Source organism: Shinella granuli (assembly GCF_004341885.1).
In the GTDB taxonomy this organism is placed as follows: domain Bacteria; phylum Pseudomonadota; class Alphaproteobacteria; order Rhizobiales; family Rhizobiaceae; genus Shinella; species Shinella granuli.
In genome coordinates this window covers 1-15,865 of sequence record NZ_SLVX01000030.1, presented here as the reverse complement: position 1 = coordinate 15,865, position 15,865 = coordinate 1, and the positions used below count along the sequence as shown (strand labels likewise).

Sequence of the window (15,865 nt, the reverse complement as noted above, 5' to 3'; positions counted from 1 at the left end):
AACCAAGGCAATTCGTACGGCCGTCCGGCGGATCATCCTGCAATCGAACGCGGGCGGATCGCGGAGAATGCGACGAAGTGAAAAAAGGCCAGGCCGGCAATAGCCACGATGGCGACACCGTAACCGTCCGCCCAATCGTGCAGGAACCCGAAGATCACCGGCCCTCCGGCCATTCCGATACCGGAAGCAAGCCGGCAGACACCGAGGACCGCAGAGAGGGCAGAAAGAGTGACAACGACCCGTGCCCGATTGGCGAGCAGGACCTGCTGGCCGCCAAAGGCGATGCCGAGCACAAGCGGATAGACGAAGAGTGCTGCAACATTCGCAGTGACGAGGATTGCCGCGAGCATGCCAAAGGTCAGGACGCCCGCGAGTGCGGCCAGCGACATGACCGGGCCGGCCCCCCAGAGGTCGCAGAGCCAGCCGGACAACAGGCGCCAGACGAATATGATCAGGCCGGCGACAGCCGCGATCCAGACCGCCGTTTCTCCAGCGACGTTATTGTCCTCGAACAGCGCGATCTGCTGGGTCATCAGGCCGTGATAGGCTGCCGAGCCGCAGAAATAGCTGATGACAAGCGCCAGTATCGTGACCCAGCCGAGCCCCGCCATGCCGTATCGGCCTCCCGCGCCGGACGCGGACTTCACCCGGTCGATCACGAGAAGATGCAGGGGAACGGCGATGCCCATCAGGACCAAGCCAAGGGAGGAATAGGTGAGACGCCAGCCGAAATCGTTGATCATCCAGCTCATGATCGGCAGGCCGAGGAAGGCGGCGAGGCCCGAGCCGGCGTCGGCGATGGCCATCGCAGTCGCCGGCCGCTTGCGGAAACGGCCGGCGAGCACCGCGAAGATCGCATAGGAACTGGTGCAATGCGTTCCCAGGCCGCCGATAAGGCCGAAGGTAAGCCAGAACTGTCCGATCGTCGATACTTGCGCAGTCAGAAGGAAGGCTAGAGCGAGCAGCATTGCCGCGCCCGCCAGCAGGACGCGGCTGTTATAGCGGCCGAGCAGGTAGCCGAAGATCGGCGCGCTCACCGCATTGACGAGCGCGAAGGCGCCGTAGGCGCCCGAAATCGACGCGCGCGACCAGTGGAATTCCCCCTCCAGCGCCACGAGGAAGAGGGCGAAGGAATTCCAAACCAGTCCCGAGACCATCATGAGCAGGAAGGCCGCCGCCAGCCGCACCTGTTTTGCCAGGCGCACACTCCGGCGGCGCACTTCCCCGTGGAGCGACCTGCTATCGACGGCGGCCATTGCTCAGTTCACGCGGTAGCGCTTGACCATGTCCCAGTCCAGCTCGACCCCGAAACCCGGTCCCTGCGGGACCTGGATGATGCCGTTCTTCGGGTTGGGCCGGTTGGCGATCAGGCCGGCCCAGATCGGATCGCGCGCCGGTTCGAAACACTCGACGCACAGGCCGTTGGGGATAGCGGCGATCATGTGCATGGCGATCTGCGCTTCCTCGTGATGGCCGACACGGATGTCGTGCAGCGCGCAGAGGGCGGCGGCGCGGCGCCATTCGGTGATGCCGCCGGCCTCCGAAGCGTCGAAATTGACGATGTCGACGGCTTCCGCGGCGACGAGCCGCCGCACGCCCGCGGCATTCATCTCGCTCTGGCCGGCATCGACCGGGATGGAGGTCGCACGGCGGACCTGCGCCATCATGCGGGCGTCGTCGTACCAGTGGCAGGGTTCCTCGAACCAGGCGATGTCGTATTTCTCGATCAGGCGGGCGAATTTCACAGCTTCGGCCACCGGCCAGCCGCGATTGGCGTCGACCGCGATCCAGAAGTCGTCGCCCCCGCCCTTGCGGGCCGCCTCCACGCGCTTGGCGTCCTCTTCGGCCGAAAGGCCACCGACCTTCACCTTGCAGCCGGCAAGGCCCGCCTCGCGCAGCCGCTCCATTTCCCTGCCGAGATCGGCCAGCGTCTTGCCCTCCTCGTAGTAGCCGCCGATGCAGATGATCGGAAGCTCCTGGCGGTAGCCGCCGAGCAGCCGGCAGACATTGACGCCCGCGGCCTTGCCGATCAGGTCCCAGAGCGCGCTGTCCATGCAGGCGATCGCCTCCATGACGAGCTTGCGGTCACGGTTCCATTCGGCCGCCTTGAACATCTTCTGCCAGAGCCGCTCGACCGCGAAGATCTCCTCGCCGATCAGCATCGGCGCCAGTTCCTTCTCGATGATCTCGACGACCTCGCGCATGTGGTCGCGGTTGTCGCCGTTGTAGATCTCGCTGACGAGGCCGCTCTCCGTCTCCATGCGCGTGATGATGGTGCAGCGCTTGGTGACATTGTACCGGCTGCCACCGAAATTGCGCGCAAGCGGGATCTCGACGGCGATGACCGTCACGTTCTTGATCTTCATGATTTCCTCCGTTCGAGAGATTATTCGCCCTTTGCGCCACCATCGGCGAGGCCGACGACAAGTTTGCGCTGGACGAGCAGGTAGAAAAGGATGACCGGAACCGTCACCAGCACGGCGCCCGCAAGCAGCATGCCCCAGGAATAGATGTTGTCCTGGCCGATCCAGGTCGCGAGCCCCAGCGGCAGGGTCTTGTTCGTTTCGGACGACACGAAGACCAGCGCGAAGAGGAACTCGTTCCAGGCATGGTTGAAGCTGAAGACGCCGACCGAGATGATGCCCGGCAGCGCCAGCGGCACCGTGACGCGCATCATCGCGCCGAGCCGGGTGCACCCGTCGATCATGGCGCTTTCCTCGAGGCTTATGGGGATCGCGTTGAAATACGAGCGCATGAACCACAGGGCCAGGGGAAGCGTGAACGCCGTGTTGGCGATGATCAGCGAGATCAGCGTGTCGGCCATGCCGAGCTTGACCACGTAGATGTAGAGCGGCAACACTATCAGCACTTCCGGCAGCATGTAGCAGACGAGCGTCGCGTTCGAGAACGCGGCGATGCCGAAAAAGCGGAAGCGGCTGAGGCTGTAGGCGCCGAGCCCCCCGACGACGAGCGACAGGAAGGTCGCGCCGAAGGCGACGATCAGGCTGTTGGCGAAATAGGTGAGGAAGTTCGTCTGGACGAAGAGGTCGCGGTAGTTCTGCAACGTCCATTCGTTCGGCAGGAAGGTCGGCGGCACCGCATAGAGCTCGCCGCCCGGCTTGAAGGAGCAGATCAGCATCCAGAAGAGCGGAAAGCCGATGACGCTGACGGCGGTGAAGGCAAGAAGGTAGAGCATGATCCGCGAGGCGAGGTAATGCATGTCGGCGATATCCCGGTTGCGCGGCAGCGATGCGGGGGTTCTGGTGGCGATGGCGGTCATTGGCGTGCCTCCGCTCTCTTGATGAAGAAGAAGTAGATGGCGAGCAGGACGCACAGGATGGCCAGCGTGACGATGGCGATCGCCGCAGCGCGGCCGAACTCGAAGTCCGAAAACGCCTTGAGATAGACGAGGATCGGCAGCGTCGTGGTCGCATCCAGCGGGCCGCCGCCCGTCATCAGGTAGATGATCTCGAACTTGTTGAAGGACCAGATGGTGCGCAGCAGCGCCGTCAGCAGGAAAACCGGCATGACATAGGGCAGCGTGATGCGCCAGAACTGCTGGAAATCCGAAGCCCCGTCGATCTTCGCCGCCTCGTATTGCTCCTGCGGGATGGACTGCAGGATGCCGAGAATGGCGATGACGACGAAGGGGAAGAACTTCCAGACGCCGACCATGATGACCGACGTCATCGCAAGCCCCTGGCTGTTCAGCCAGAGCAACGGCTGGTCTGTGATCCCGATGCTCATGAGGGCGGCGTTCACGACGCCGACGATGTCGTGCAGCATGTAACGCCATGTCAGCACGGCCACGACCGTCGGCACGAGATAGGGCGCAAGGACGATGGCGCGGGCGGCGCCGCGGAAGGCGAAGCTCTTGTTGAGCAGCAGCGCAAGACCGAGCCCCAGGAGCATTTCCAGCGCGACGCTGCCGAAAACCCAGACGAACGTGTTCCAGAGCGCTGTATAGAAGGCAGGTTCGGCAAAGACCCAGGCGAAGTTCTCGAACCCGATAAACGGGCCATCGGTGTCCCCCATGCCGACATCCTGCATGGCGGTCACGAAAACCGTGATCGTCGGCACGCCGGCAAGAAGCAGCAGCAGGAAGGCGCTTGGCGCAAGGGCGGCGTAGGCAAGCAGGCGGTCGCCTGCCAGTGCGGCGCGATTGTCAGCCATTGGCCGCCCTCCTCTTTTCCATGGACGCCTCGGCGGCGATCGCCTTGCCGCTTGCCGTATCGAAACGGCGAAGCTCGGAATTGGCGACGGCGAAGGTGACCTCGGTGTTGAGAACGGGGCTGTAGGAAACGCTCGAGGGGATGCGGGCGATGGCCTGGGTTTCCGGCAGGTTTCCGGAAACCACCCCGTAGAGCAGCCGGTCGCCGCCAAGATATTCAACGCGGTGAACGTTGAAGGTGATCTGCGTGACGGGGCCGTTGTCGGCAAAGCTCGCCTTGGGCAGAAAGTTCTCGGGCCGGAAGCCGAGCGTCACGTCGCCGGTCACGACCAGATTCATCGGCGGCGAGCCCATGAAGGTGGCCACGAACGTATCGGCCGGATGGAGATAGATCTCCTCCGGCGTCCCGATCTGCCGGACGGAACCACCTTGCATGACCACAATGCGGTCGCCGAGCCCCATGGCCTCGACCTGGTCATGCGTCACGTAGATCGACGTGACGCCGACCCGGTCCTGAAACTGGCGCAGTTCCTCGCGGGAGGAATGGCGCAGCTTGGCATCGAGGTTCGACAGCGGCTCATCGAGCAGGAAGACGTCCGGATCGCGCACGAGCGAACGGGCAAGGGCCGTGCGCTGGCGCTCGCCGCCGGACATCTGCCGCGGCTTGCGCTTGAGCATGCGGGTAAGGCCGACCAGCTCGGCAGCCCAGCGCACCTTGTCGTCGACAAGCTTCCTGTCCGCTCCGCGCACCCGGAGCGGGAAGGCGATATTCTCGTAGACCGACAGATGCGGATAGAGGGCGTAGTTCTGGAACACCATCGCGATGTTCCGGTCCTTCGGCTGGAGGCGCGTGGCGCGCCGCTCGCCGATGAAGATGTCGCCGTAGGTCGGCAGTTCCAGGCCGGCGATCATCCGCAGCAGCGTGCTCTTGCCACAGCCGGACGGGCCGAGCAGCACGAGGAACTCGCCATCATTGACGGTCAGGTTGACATCGGAAACCGCAGTGTGATCGGCGAATATCTTGCTGACCTGATTGATTTCAACTCGTGCCATGGTTCTCTCTCACAATCTGTGACGGGGTTTGCAGACCGGCGTCATCCATAATCCGGCGCGCCTGCTCCATGAGGGTGTGATTGGCCTCGGCGATGCGCCGCCGGATATCGGCCATGCCTGCGAGATCGCTGTCGAGCATCGCCCTGCGGCGATCGAGCATCTCGGCCATGCGGACCGGGGCCGGACCGCCGGTAACGGTGCGGCTCTTCAGGTTTTCCGCCGGATCCAGCGCCTTCCTCACCTCCTCCACCGGAATGCCGAGGGGGTGGCCGAACAGGGCCTGAGACGCGGCATCGAGGTCGGCCGATGTAATGTCCATCGCCGTATGATGCGCCTCGATCGCTTCGCGGACAACGCGGCCGACGATGTTGTGCGCCATGCGGAAGGACATTCCGGCCTCCCGCACGATGATGTCCGCAAGCTCCGTCGCCGTGCCGAAGCCGGTCTCGGCGAGATGGCGCATGGTGTCCGGCTTGACGGTCAGCGTCCTGATTGCGCCCTCGAAGACGGTCAGCGCGCGGCACGCCCGCTCCAGAACGTCCAGCATCGGCACGTTGCCGGCGGTGACCCCATCGTTGACATCGGCGAGGGCCGTGTTCTTCGCCGCGGCGAGGACCATGTTCAGCGCGCCGACCGCCATCGCGGCCACCGCCTTGACATGCTCCATCGCCTGCGGGTTCTTCTTCTGCGGCATGATGCTGGAGACGCTCGAATAGGCGTCGTCCAGTTCGAGCATGCCGAACTCCATCGTGTTCCAGGTCTGGATGTCGGTTGCCACCCGGGAAATGCCGGTCATCAGCACGGCAAGGGCGCCGGCCGCCTCCTGCAGGTCGTCGCGGATCGAGACGCCGTCGTAACCGACCTCGACCAGCCGCGAGAAGCCCAGCAGCCGGGCCGTCATCTCGCGATCGATGGGAAAGCCGGTCGTCGACAGCGCGCCCGAGCCGAGCGGGCTGCGGTCGCAGCAGGCAAGGGCGTGCGAGAGGCGCCCGTAGTCGCGCTCCATCAAGTCGGCGGCGGCAAGCAGGTAGTAGCCGAAAGAGATCGGCTGGGCATGCTGCGAATGCGTATAGCCCGGCATCACCGTTTCCACATGCTGTTGGGCCATGTCGATCAAGGTGCGCCGGATGGTGCCGACGACGTCGAGCAGGTCGAGCAGAAGGCCGCGCAGCACCAGCCGCCAGGAGGTCGTGTGCAGATCGTTGCGGCTGCGGCCGGTGTGCAGGCGCCCGCCGGTCTCCGGCCCGAGCGTCTCGACGATGTGGCGTTCGATATAGGAATAGAGGTCTTCCTGCTGGTAATCGATGGTCAGCGCCTTGACGCCGGTCGCCTGAAGGTCGGCGAGAACGGCGAGGATGCGGGCGATGTCCACCTTGCCGACGATGCCGCATTCGGCGAGCATGACGGCATGCGCCATATGGATTCGCATTTCGGGCTCGAACTGGAAGCGGATTCCGGCGGCGACCGCCGGGCCGAAGTAGGATTCCACCATCGCCGGTGCAGGCGGCGACTTGACGCGTTCGCGCAACGAGACGACCGGTGCCACCGGTTGTTCCTCTGACATATGCTTCTCCTGAAAAATGCGGTCCGCGTGTCCTCCACGCGGACCTTGTCTATGGACGCTATTTCTTCTTCAGGTCGTCCACGATGGCCTGCATGCGCTGCTGGCCCCAGGCAGCAGCAGCCGCCGGATCCTCGCCCTGCAGGACGACACGTTGAACGACCTGGGCGGGGATATCCCGGGCGACGATCGAACCGATATAGGGGTTGACCACGCCGGAGCGGATGACCGCACCGTCCTTGAACTGCGCACCGGCCTCCGATTCGAAATCGAGCGCGTTGGAGGTGTCGAAGGCGATGCGGGAAATCTCCTCGCGGCCGCCGAGGGTTTGTGCCGCCCCCAGCTTGATGACGTCTTCCTGGACGCCCTTGAGCGGCGGAATGAGGTGTGGATGGACGGTAAGCGAGAAGTCCCGCAGTCGCTCACCCGTGACGATGAACTTCAGGAACTTGCGGGCGGCCTCGACATTCTTCGAACCGACGGTTTCCGAACTGAGCGCAAAACTGTTCGCGTTCACGAACTTGACCGCCACACCGCTCGGGCCGACCGGCATGTTGTCCGCGATGGTGTTCTTGAACAGATCGGGCGTGTTGGCGGCCGCATTGGCGATGAGTCGCGGCGCATAGATGTCGAGCCCGATCTTGCCCGTCAGGTAGACGTTGATCATGTCGCCGTAGGAATAGGAGCCGATGCCGCGCGGCGAGAATTTCGCGATGTCGCGCAGGAAGGTCAGCGCCTTGACCGTGCCGGGATTGTCGAAGGTGACGTTGAGGTCCTTGTCGAAATAGGTGCCGCCGGCACCCCAGATCATCTGCGACAGGAATATCCCCGTCATGCGGTTCTTGCCGGCCGGGAACAGGAAGCCGAAATTGCCGTCCTCTCCCGTCAGCGCCTCCGCGCCGGCCAACAGCTCATCCCAGGTCTTCGGCGTCGAAACGCCCTTCGCCTTCAGAAAATCCTCGCGCTGCCACAGCACGCCGTAATTGCCGAGCGTGTAGGGAACGTCGTAGATCTTGCCTTCGACGGGCACAAGCGAACCGGCGACATAGTCGTCGCGGCCGATCTCGTCGACCATGTCGTCGAGGGGAACGAGATAGCCCTTGCGCGCGAATTCGAAGCGCTCCTCCGGCAGCACCTTGAAAATCTCCGGCATGGTCTTGGTGTTGATCGAGGCGAGAACCTTCTGAAGCCGGCCGTCGGTGCTGACGGCCTCCATCTCGATGTGGATGTCGGGATTCTCCGCCTCGAAGGCCTTGATCGCGTTGTTGAAGAACTCGATGCTCGGCGGGTCGGTCTCGTTATGCAGAAAACGGACAACCTGTTGCTGCGCCCAGGCGGTGCTGGACATCAGCAGCGCAACGAGGCTGCCTCCAATCGACAGGTACAAACGTGTTCGGGCCATCATGCCAGTCTCCTCCCAATGTTCCCAAATGCACAACCCGCATGGATCGCCGGCCTCCTCTGTGCATGCTGGGCAGGTTATAGCGCCCCCTTGCCATCCGTCCACTACATGATAGCAATATCGGATATTCATTTGCCGTATAGGTCAGAACGATGGAACTCGGTAGCCTCAGGATTTTCATGCGGGCAGCGGAACTCGGGAGCTTCAGCAAGGCGGCCGTTTCCCTGGGCATCGCGCAGCCCTCAGTAAGCCGTACGATCGGCGACCTGGAGAGGGAGTGGGGCAGTCCCCTCTTCTACCGGACCGGCAGGGGCGTGGCGCTTTCGGAACTGGGCGAGGAAGCCCTGAAGAAGGCGCGCTTTCTGCTGCGCGAGGCAGACCAGGCGGCGGAGGATCTCAAGGCGTTCAGTCGTCTTCCGAGCGGCATCGTATCCCTCGGCCTGCCGACATCGCTTGTCGAACCGACCATTCCCGAGCTCGTCAATCAACTGCGCGCCCATGCGCCCGGCATACGCCTGCAGGTCTACGAGGGTTTCAGCGACCAAGTCGAACGCTGGCTGTCGGAAGGACTGATCGATATCGGCGCCTACAGCAAATATCGCGAAGGGGAAAGGGAGCACGGATCGGTCCTTTTGGAATCGCGCCTGGTGCTTGCCGGCCCGAGAGAAGGCTGGACCCTGCCCGAGGAGATAGCCTTCGAACGACTTGCAGACTTCGCCCTGGTCCTGCCTGCTCCGACGAACGGACTGCGGATCATGGTGGATTCCGTCGCCCGACGACTGAAAGTCTCACTCAACGTCATTGCCGACATCGATTCCACCGGAGGCCAGAAAGCCATGGCTGCCCGATGCGGCTGCTATATGGTGAAGGCGCCACATACGATCTCCGAGGAGACGTCGAGAGGTCTGTTCGCCAGCAGCGTCATCCGCAGTCCGTACATCAATCGGCACGTCGTCCTCGTCACCGGGCAGCAGCGCCCCCTGAGCCGCGCGAGCCGCGAAGTCGTGGCGCGACTGACCGGCATCATACGAGAGCTATCTGTCCCAAAAGAACCACCGGCCAGTCATGGGGCGGGATAGCCAACAACGACCGCAGTTAACGGTCGTCCCAGATCTTCACGCTCATGTCAGCTATTCGCCAGAGCATGAACTTGCGCCGTTCGCCACGGGGCAGCGGCGGACGGGGTGTCCCGCCGGGACGGATCGATGTAGCCTGACGAACGATTCTCCGCTTCGTTTCGCTCCGCAGGCCTATGGAAACCTCACTCTATCTGCCCGTCAAAGGCTTCCTCGAAAAGGCCGGCTACGTCGTCAAGGGTGAAGTCGGCGGCTGTGACCTTGTCGGGCTCAGCGATGACGATCCGCCGGTCGTCGTGATCTGCGAGCTGAAGCTGAGCTTCAACCTGGAGCTCATCCTGCAGGCCGTCGATCGGGCCGCAGTCTCGGACGAAGTCTGGATCGCCGCGAGGGTTTCGGCCAGGGGTCGGGGCCGGGAATCCGACAAGCGCTACCGCGACCTCTGCCGTCGGCTCGGTATCGGCATGCTCGGCGTTTCCGATGCCGACGACGTCAGCATCATCGTCGGCTCCGTATCCCCCATGCCGCGAACCAATCCGAAGCGCCGTTCACGGCTGATGCGCGAGCACCAGAAGCGGCGGGGCGACCCGGCACGCGGCGGTAGCACCCGCGCGCCCGTCATGACGGCCTATCGCCAGCAGGCGCTCGGCTGCGCGGCGGCACTGGCCTGCGGACCGCTGCCGGTGCGCGCTGTGCGCGTCGGTGTGCCGGAAGCCGGGAAAATCCTGCTTTCGAACGTCTACGGCTGGTTCGAGCGGCTCGACAGAGGCATCTATGGCCTGACCGACGCGGGACGGGAAGCGCTGCAGCGTTGGCCGCAACCGGATGCACCGGCGCCCTAGAGGCGATCGACACCGGGGGCAGGAACAGGTTGCCGATCTGGCTGGCATATCCAGGCCGCGGCAGCACGCGCCATAACCCGATGAGGGACAATGATGGCCCCGCCCTCCGAAGATTCTCGGCAAGCGCAATCAGAACAGCAACGTTCCGTCCACATAAAGACGGGTTCGTTCCACGGGCAGCACGATGCGCAGCGGCCCGTCCCGAACGGCAAGGCTGCTCCTGGCCTTGACCTTCAGCCGTTCCGATCCGATGACGGCGTCGATCACGTCGACATTGCCATGATGCTGGACGCCCTGCACGACGGCGGGAATGCCGGTGACACCATCCTTGGCGAAGGCGACATGCTCCGGCCGGATCCCGACCATCAGCTCGGCGCCCGGCGCGAGCCTCCCGACGCGCTCGTCGGAAAACACGGGAAAGCCCTGCCAGAGCAACCGGTCGCCGTCGCGCTCGACGGACAGGAAATTCATGCCCGGCGAGCCGATGAAATTGCCGACATAGCGGTTGCAGGGGCTCTCGAACAGTTGCTGCGGCGTGCCGCGCTGGACGACGCGGCCGGCACTCATCACGAGCACCTCGTCCGCGAAGGTCATCGCCTCGTTCTGGTCATGCGTCACGTAGACGACGGTATGGCGCGTCTTGTCGCTCGCCTGCTTGATGCGGCGGCGCAGGTCGAACTTCATGTGCGGATCGATGACCGTCAGCGGCTCGTCCATCAAAAGCGCCGAGACGTCGTTGCGCACGAGCCCGCGTCCGAGCGAGACCAGCTGTTTCTCGTCGGCCGTCAGCCGGCGCGCCGACTGGCCGAGGCGTGCGGTGAGCCCGAGCAGCTCGGCGATCTCGGCCACCCGCGGGGCGATGCGGGCCTTGTCCCATCCCCGGCACCGCAGGGGAAAGGCCAGGTTCTCGTAGACCGTCTTCGACTGGTAGATGACGGGAAACTGGAAGACCTGGGCGATGTTGCGCTTTGCCGTCGGCATGCGCGTCACGTCCTTGCCGCCGACGATCACGCGGCCGTCGGAGGGATACAGCAGGCCCGATATGACGTTGAGCATCGTCGTCTTGCCGCAGCCGGAAGGGCCGAGCAGCGCATAGGTCTTGCCGTCCTCGAAGAGGATGTCCGTCTTCTCCAGCGCATAGACCGCCGAGCCGTAGGAATGCCCGACCTGTTCGAGATGGATCGTCGCCATCAGCCTTCTCCATGTCCTGGTGCATGCAGCAATGCCCCTTCGCCTTGGGCGGCAAAGACGAACAGCCGTTCGGGTGCAAACGAGAGGCCGATCTGCCGGCCGGGCTCGACCCGGTGAACGCCTTCGAGCTGCACGACGGCCTCGCCGAGCATCGTCTCGACATGCAGGAACGTTTCCGATCCGGAGACCTCGCCGAAGGTGACACGGCCGGCAATGCCGCCCCCGTCGACCGGTTCGATCTCGTTGGCCCGGATACCGAAACGGTAGCGGCCCGGCGGCATCGCCGCGAGCAATCCGGGAGCATCGAGGGCAAGCCCGCCCTCGAACAGGACGCGGCCGCCGTCGAGCGTGCCCGCGACGATCGTCATCGGCGGATCGGTGACGATGCGCGCCACCAGCGCCGAGGCCGGGCGGTCGAAGACCGCGGTCGGCACGCCCGCCTGCAGCACGCGGCCCTCGTGCATGACCACGAGCCGATCGCCCAGCATCATCGCCTCGGCGGGCTCGGTCGTGTTGTAGATCACGGTCGCATCGGCCTGGCTTGCAAGCAGCCCGCGGAACTCCTCGCGGAGCTGTTCGCGCAGCTTGTAGTCGAGATTGACCAGCGGCTCGTCGAGCAGCAGCACGCCGGCCTTTCGCACCAGGGCGCGGGCGAGCGCCACACGCTGCTGCTGGCCGCCGGAGAGCTGCGAAGGTTTCCGTTCCCCGAAGGCGGCAAGGCCCACCACATCGAGGACGCTCCTCACGCGGTGACCGACTTCGCTCTCGGCCACCTTGCGCTTGCGCAGGGGAAAGGCGACGTTCTCGAAGACGCTCAGATGCGGATAGTTGATGAACTGCTGGTAGACCATCGCGACGTCCCGTTTCCAGGCGGGGAGAGTGCCGAACGGCTCACCGTCCCGCGTCAGCGTGCCGCGGTCGGTTTCCTGCAGGCCGGCGATGGCGCGCAGCAGCGTCGTCTTGCCCGAAAGCGTGCGGCCGAGCACGGTGGTCAGGCCGCCGCGATCGAAGCGGAGGGAAACGTCGTCGAGATGGATTTCGCCGCCGCGGGAGAGTGAAACGGAATTGAGAACCAGACTCATGAAGCCTTCCTAGCGAATGGCGCCGGCAAGCGTGCCGCGCGAAAGAAGCCGTTCAACGACGATCGCGATCACGATCAGCGGCGCGACGGAGATCAGCGCCGAAGCGGACAGGCTCCACCAGGGCGTAACCGACGAATTGAGCGACACGATCGCCACAGGCAGGAGCTGGGTGTCGGTAAAGGTCAGGGTGAAGGCAAAGAAGAAGTCGTTCCAGCCGAAGATGAGGCAGAACATCGCCGCGACCAGGATGCCGGAGAGCGAGTTCGGCAGCACGACGCGGCGGAAGGCCTCGAAGGGCGTGCAGCCGTCGAGCATCGCCATCTCGTCGATCTGCCGCGGCACGCCGTCGAAGAAATCGACCATGATCCAGACGGCGATCGGCAGCAGCAGGGCGATATAGACGAGGACGAGGCCGAGCCTGGTATCGAGCAGGTCGAGGAACTGCAGCATCAGGAAGAAGGGGATGGCAAGCACGATCGGCGGCATGATGCGCTGGGAGATGAAGAAGAAGACGATGTCGGCATTCTTCACGAAGCCCGTACGATAGCTGAAGCGCGACAGGCCATAGGCCGCCAGCGTGCCGAGCACGATCGAAATCAGGCTCGCGCTGCCCGTCACGATCACGCTGTTGAGATAGGGCCGAACGATATCGATGCCGCCGGCGCCGCCGAACAGGCTTCGCCAGCCCGCAAGCGATGGCTCGTAGCCGATCCAGGGCAGGTAGGTCGGGCCGCTCGTCACGCCGTTCGCCGTCTTGAAGCTGGTCGTCAGCGCCCATGTCAGGGGCGCCATGACGAAGCCGCTCCACACGAGGATGGCGAGGTATTTGAGGATGGAAAGCAGGGGCATCAGGCGCTCCTTCCAACGAGGACGCGGACGAGGAGCTTGGCGATGACCGTCATCAGCACGATCATGACGACGAGGTAGGTGATCGAGAGAGCGGCGGCATAGCCGATCTCGAAATCGCGCAAGCCGCGAATGTAGATGTAGTAGCCGGCCGTCTCGGTGGCCGTGCCCGGCCCGCCCGACGTCAGCACATAGACGGTCTCCATGATCTTCGACGCCTCGATCAGCCGGATGATCAGCGCGCCGATGGAGACGGGCGCAAGCATCGGGAAGGTGACGTTGAGGAAGGTGCGGATCGGACCGGCACCATCGATTGCCGCGGCCAGGAACGGTTCGCGCGGCAGGCTGAGAAGGCCGGCCAGGAGCAACAGGAACATGAAGGGCGTCCATTGCCAGATCTCGACCAGCATGACGGCGGCGACGGCCCAGTTCGCCGAGGTCAGCCAGGGATAGGGACCAAGGCCGAACAGGCCGAGGAAATCGTTCGCCGGGCCGAGCGATTCATGAAAGATCGTGCGCCAGATCACCGACATGACGACGGGCGTCGTCATCATCGGGATCAGGAACAGGACCCGGAAGAAGCGGCGGAACAGAACCTCGCGCCAGACCAGCAGGGCGAGCGCGAAGCCGAGCACGTACTGAACCAGAACCGTACCGATGGCCATGCCGGAAAGCCGCAGCATCGCCTCCCAGAAGCGCCGGTCGCCGAAGACGATGACGTAGTTCCTGACGCCCGCCCAGTTCAGCCCCGGCGAGATGGCGTCCCAGCCTGACAGCGACACGCGGATTGTGAAGACAAGCGGGAACAGGATGATCGCCAGGAGCACGAGCAGCCCCGGCAGCAGGAAGGAAGATTTGTAGAACCGAAGTCCTGTCTGGTCCATGACGGGCCGTCCGTTTCGATCGTGGGGAAAGATCCGGCGGAGCGGCATCGCCGCCCCGCCTTGCGCAGCCTCAGCGGCCGCGATCCTCAAGGGCGACGACATTGGCATAGGCCTCGCGCACCCGGTCCGCACCGATCTTGTCGCGGATTTCGGTCCACTGGGCCGCAACGCCGTCGAGCGCTTCCTGTGGGCTCTTCTGGCCGGCCATGGCCTCCGCCACGCCGTTCGCCAGCGATGACATGAACTGGTTCACGCCGGGAACGCGCAGGTCGAAGACGCGGTTGGTGCTGTCATCCATGCCGCTCAGCGTCTGGACGTAGGTTTCCGCCACATTCCGCTCCCAGCCGAGCTTGTCCTGCCAGAATGCCGGGTCGAAATGCGTGCTGCGGTAGGGGTTCACGCCGAAGCGGCCGATCTGCAGGTCGAGCGTGGTGTTCGCCTCGTTGGAGAAGAAGCAGAGATAGTCGAAGGCCATGTCCTGGTTCTTCGATGCCTTCGCCACGGCCGAGGTCCAGCCCCAGGTGATGTAGGGCGGGGCATTCGGCGTCTCGAACGTGTCCCAGCTTTTGGTGGTGCGGTTCCAGACGGTATTGGCGCCCGGCAGCGGCGCGGCCGCCACCTTGTTGCGGATCGGGCTGTCGGCTTCCTGCGCCTGGATGAAGGCATCGTCCCAGGAATAGCTCATCAGCGTCTGTCCGCCGCCGAAGGAGAAGATCTCGTCGCCGAGCCCGAAATTGCCGCCGCCCGGCGGGAACGCCTTCTGCGCGTCGATGAACATCTCCAGGCCCTTGACCCAGCCCGGATTGTTGACCTGCGGCTCCATCGTTTCCAGATCGAAGAAGAAGCCGCCCTTCACATTCGGGTTCTTCGCATAGGCCGCGACGCGGCTGATGAAGGCCGAGAACATCAGGTCGTCACGCTTGGTGACCTCCGCGCTGCCGAAATGCGGCTGGCCGTCGCCCGCCCAGTCCCAGCCGGAGAAGAACGTGGCGACCGCGTTGTACTCTTCCCAGGTCTGCGGCACGCGCAGGTCCTTCCCGGTCTCCGTCTTGAACTTCGTCTGCATGTCGGCGTTGTCGAAGATATCGGAGCGGTACTTCATGTAGTGCCGGTCGCCATCGACGGGATACTGCACCATCTCCTCGCCCCAGGTCGCCACGTCCTTGTAGTTGGCCGTGACGTCCTTCAGGCCGCTGACCTCCTTGTAGGCGGCCGGAACGGGTGCCAGGAAATTATGGAAATCACCGATCCAGAGCGAGGGATAGAAGAGCACGTCATAGGCCGCCTGCTGCGTCTGGAACGGGATCATGATGCGCTGGTAGAGATCGCCGAAGGGAACATGCACGACATCGACCTTCGCGCCGGTCAAGGCCTCGAACTGCCTGGCGTGCAGGTCGGTCGGCTCGCCGATCACCGGCACGGCATGGCTGATCACCTTCAGCGTGCGGCCGGAATAGTCCTTCTCGTCCATCGCCGCATAGGAGCAGGCACCGGCGACATCCGCGGCCGTGCCGTATTTCGCATAGTCGCCGAACGTGCCGTAGTCGATGTCGGCTGCCCCTGCCCCCTGGGCGATCGAGATCGCAAGGGTGCAGAGGGATGCCGTCAGAAGCTGATGTCTCGTCATTGAGTGGTTTCCTCCCATGGTTGATATTGCGAGATGTCAGGGGATCAGCACGGCGCGGCCATGGATCTTGCCGTCGTTGAGGTCGCGCAGCGCCTGGTTGGCATCGGCGAGCCGGTATTCGACGGTGGCC

The 15,865-nt window shown here is 64.1% G+C and carries 14 protein-coding genes; 2 read left to right on the top strand and 12 right to left on the bottom strand.

Going from position 1 to position 15,865, the window contains the following annotated elements; translation table 11 throughout:
* Positions 1-32: 32 nt before the first annotated feature.
* The 7 genes from EV665_RS28070 to EV665_RS28040 are packed head-to-tail and all read right to left on the bottom strand — an operon-like array spanning position 33 to position 8,190.
* Positions 33-1,256: an MFS transporter gene (locus EV665_RS28070; protein ID WP_133036645.1), complete on the bottom strand. Its 1,224-nt coding sequence runs from the start codon at positions 1,254-1,256 to the stop codon at positions 33-35.
* A gap of 3 nt (positions 1,257-1,259) precedes the next feature.
* Positions 1,260-2,366 (bottom strand): mandelate racemase/muconate lactonizing enzyme family protein, encoded by a 1,107-nt coding sequence (locus EV665_RS28065; RefSeq protein WP_133036644.1) that lies wholly within the window; start codon positions 2,364-2,366, stop codon positions 1,260-1,262.
* A gap of 20 nt (positions 2,367-2,386) precedes the next feature.
* Positions 2,387-3,280, bottom strand: coding sequence for a carbohydrate ABC transporter permease (locus EV665_RS28060; RefSeq protein WP_133036643.1), 894 nt, complete (start codon positions 3,278-3,280; stop codon positions 2,387-2,389).
* Positions 3,277-4,173 (bottom strand): carbohydrate ABC transporter permease, encoded by an 897-nt coding sequence (locus tag EV665_RS28055; RefSeq protein WP_064331445.1) that lies wholly within the window; start codon positions 4,171-4,173, stop codon positions 3,277-3,279. Before EV665_RS28055 ends, EV665_RS28060 begins: the two co-directional genes overlap by 4 nt.
* Positions 4,166-5,224, bottom strand: coding sequence for an ABC transporter ATP-binding protein (locus EV665_RS28050; RefSeq protein ID WP_133036642.1), 1,059 nt, complete (start codon positions 5,222-5,224; stop codon positions 4,166-4,168). The genes EV665_RS28055 and EV665_RS28050 overlap by 8 nt, the downstream gene beginning before the upstream one ends.
* Entirely contained in the window at positions 5,211-6,788 is a 1,578-nt protein-coding gene (gene argH / locus EV665_RS28045) for an argininosuccinate lyase (protein WP_133036641.1), read from the bottom strand. Before argH ends, EV665_RS28050 begins: the two co-directional genes overlap by 14 nt.
* A gap of 58 nt (positions 6,789-6,846) precedes the next feature.
* Entirely contained in the window at positions 6,847-8,190 is a 1,344-nt protein-coding gene (locus tag EV665_RS28040; RefSeq protein ID WP_162853187.1) for an ABC transporter substrate-binding protein, read from the bottom strand.
* Between the two features lie 149 nt (positions 8,191-8,339).
* Between EV665_RS28040 and EV665_RS28035 the strand changes: the two genes are divergently transcribed.
* Both EV665_RS28035 and EV665_RS28030 read left to right on the top strand, forming a co-directional pair.
* Complete coding sequence (locus tag EV665_RS28035) at positions 8,340-9,266, top strand: LysR family transcriptional regulator (RefSeq protein WP_133036639.1); 927 nt, start codon at positions 8,340-8,342, stop codon at positions 9,264-9,266.
* A gap of 173 nt (positions 9,267-9,439) precedes the next feature.
* On the top strand, positions 9,440-10,105 hold the full coding sequence (locus EV665_RS28030; protein WP_133036638.1) for a DUF2161 domain-containing phosphodiesterase: 666 nt from the start codon (positions 9,440-9,442) through the stop codon (positions 10,103-10,105).
* Between the two features lie 129 nt (positions 10,106-10,234).
* On the opposite strand, the gene EV665_RS28025 is transcribed toward EV665_RS28030, so the two are convergent.
* From EV665_RS28025 to EV665_RS28005, 5 genes are all read right to left on the bottom strand, one after another.
* Positions 10,235-11,296 carry an ABC transporter ATP-binding protein gene (locus tag EV665_RS28025; RefSeq protein WP_133036637.1) on the bottom strand — a complete coding sequence of 354 codons (1,062 nt, stop codon included), beginning with the start codon at positions 11,294-11,296 and terminating at the stop codon, positions 10,235-10,237.
* The gene (locus EV665_RS28020) at positions 11,296-12,378 is read right to left on the bottom strand and encodes an ABC transporter ATP-binding protein (RefSeq protein WP_133036636.1); all 1,083 of its coding nucleotides are present in this window, start codon (positions 12,376-12,378) and stop codon (positions 11,296-11,298) included. The genes EV665_RS28025 and EV665_RS28020 overlap by 1 nt, the downstream gene beginning before the upstream one ends.
* Positions 12,379-12,387: 9 nt before the next feature.
* Positions 12,388-13,227, bottom strand: a complete 840-nt coding sequence (locus EV665_RS28015) for a carbohydrate ABC transporter permease (protein ID WP_133036635.1) — start codon at positions 13,225-13,227, stop codon at positions 12,388-12,390.
* Positions 13,227-14,108, bottom strand: coding sequence for a carbohydrate ABC transporter permease (locus EV665_RS28010; protein WP_064331454.1), 882 nt, complete (start codon positions 14,106-14,108; stop codon positions 13,227-13,229). The genes EV665_RS28015 and EV665_RS28010 overlap by 1 nt, the downstream gene beginning before the upstream one ends.
* Positions 14,109-14,178: 70 nt before the next feature.
* The gene (locus EV665_RS28005; RefSeq protein WP_210234692.1) at positions 14,179-15,735 is read right to left on the bottom strand and encodes an ABC transporter substrate-binding protein; all 1,557 of its coding nucleotides are present in this window, start codon (positions 15,733-15,735) and stop codon (positions 14,179-14,181) included.
* Positions 15,736-15,865 lie beyond the last annotated feature (130 nt).

What these genes read in the sequence shown, in the direction of transcription:
- EV665_RS28070 (WP_133036645.1), bottom strand. Translation starts at nt 1,256, where the DNA reads ATGGCCGCCGTCGATAGCAGGTCGCTCCACGGGGAAGTGCGCCGCCGG.
- EV665_RS28065 (WP_133036644.1), bottom strand. Translation starts at nt 2,366, where the DNA reads ATGAAGATCAAGAACGTGACGGTCATCGCCGTCGAGATCCCGCTTGCG.
- EV665_RS28060 (WP_133036643.1), bottom strand. Translation starts at nt 3,280, where the DNA reads ATGACCGCCATCGCCACCAGAACCCCCGCATCGCTGCCGCGCAACCGG.
- EV665_RS28055 (WP_064331445.1), bottom strand. Translation starts at nt 4,173, where the DNA reads ATGGCTGACAATCGCGCCGCACTGGCAGGCGACCGCCTGCTTGCCTAC.
- EV665_RS28050 (WP_133036642.1), bottom strand. Translation starts at nt 5,224, where the DNA reads ATGGCACGAGTTGAAATCAATCAGGTCAGCAAGATATTCGCCGATCAC.
- argH (WP_133036641.1), bottom strand. Translation starts at nt 6,788, where the DNA reads ATGTCAGAGGAACAACCGGTGGCACCGGTCGTCTCGTTGCGCGAACGC.
- EV665_RS28040 (WP_162853187.1), bottom strand. Translation starts at nt 8,190, where the DNA reads ATGATGGCCCGAACACGTTTGTACCTGTCGATTGGAGGCAGCCTCGTT.
- EV665_RS28035 (WP_133036639.1), top strand. Translation starts at nt 8,340, where the DNA reads ATGGAACTCGGTAGCCTCAGGATTTTCATGCGGGCAGCGGAACTCGGG.
- EV665_RS28030 (WP_133036638.1), top strand. Translation starts at nt 9,440, where the DNA reads ATGGAAACCTCACTCTATCTGCCCGTCAAAGGCTTCCTCGAAAAGGCC.
- EV665_RS28025 (WP_133036637.1), bottom strand. Translation starts at nt 11,296, where the DNA reads ATGGCGACGATCCATCTCGAACAGGTCGGGCATTCCTACGGCTCGGCG.
- EV665_RS28020 (WP_133036636.1), bottom strand. Translation starts at nt 12,378, where the DNA reads ATGAGTCTGGTTCTCAATTCCGTTTCACTCTCCCGCGGCGGCGAAATC.
- EV665_RS28015 (WP_133036635.1), bottom strand. Translation starts at nt 13,227, where the DNA reads ATGCCCCTGCTTTCCATCCTCAAATACCTCGCCATCCTCGTGTGGAGC.
- EV665_RS28010 (WP_064331454.1), bottom strand. Translation starts at nt 14,108, where the DNA reads ATGGACCAGACAGGACTTCGGTTCTACAAATCTTCCTTCCTGCTGCCG.
- EV665_RS28005 (WP_210234692.1), bottom strand. Translation starts at nt 15,735, where the DNA reads ATGACGAGACATCAGCTTCTGACGGCATCCCTCTGCACCCTTGCGATC.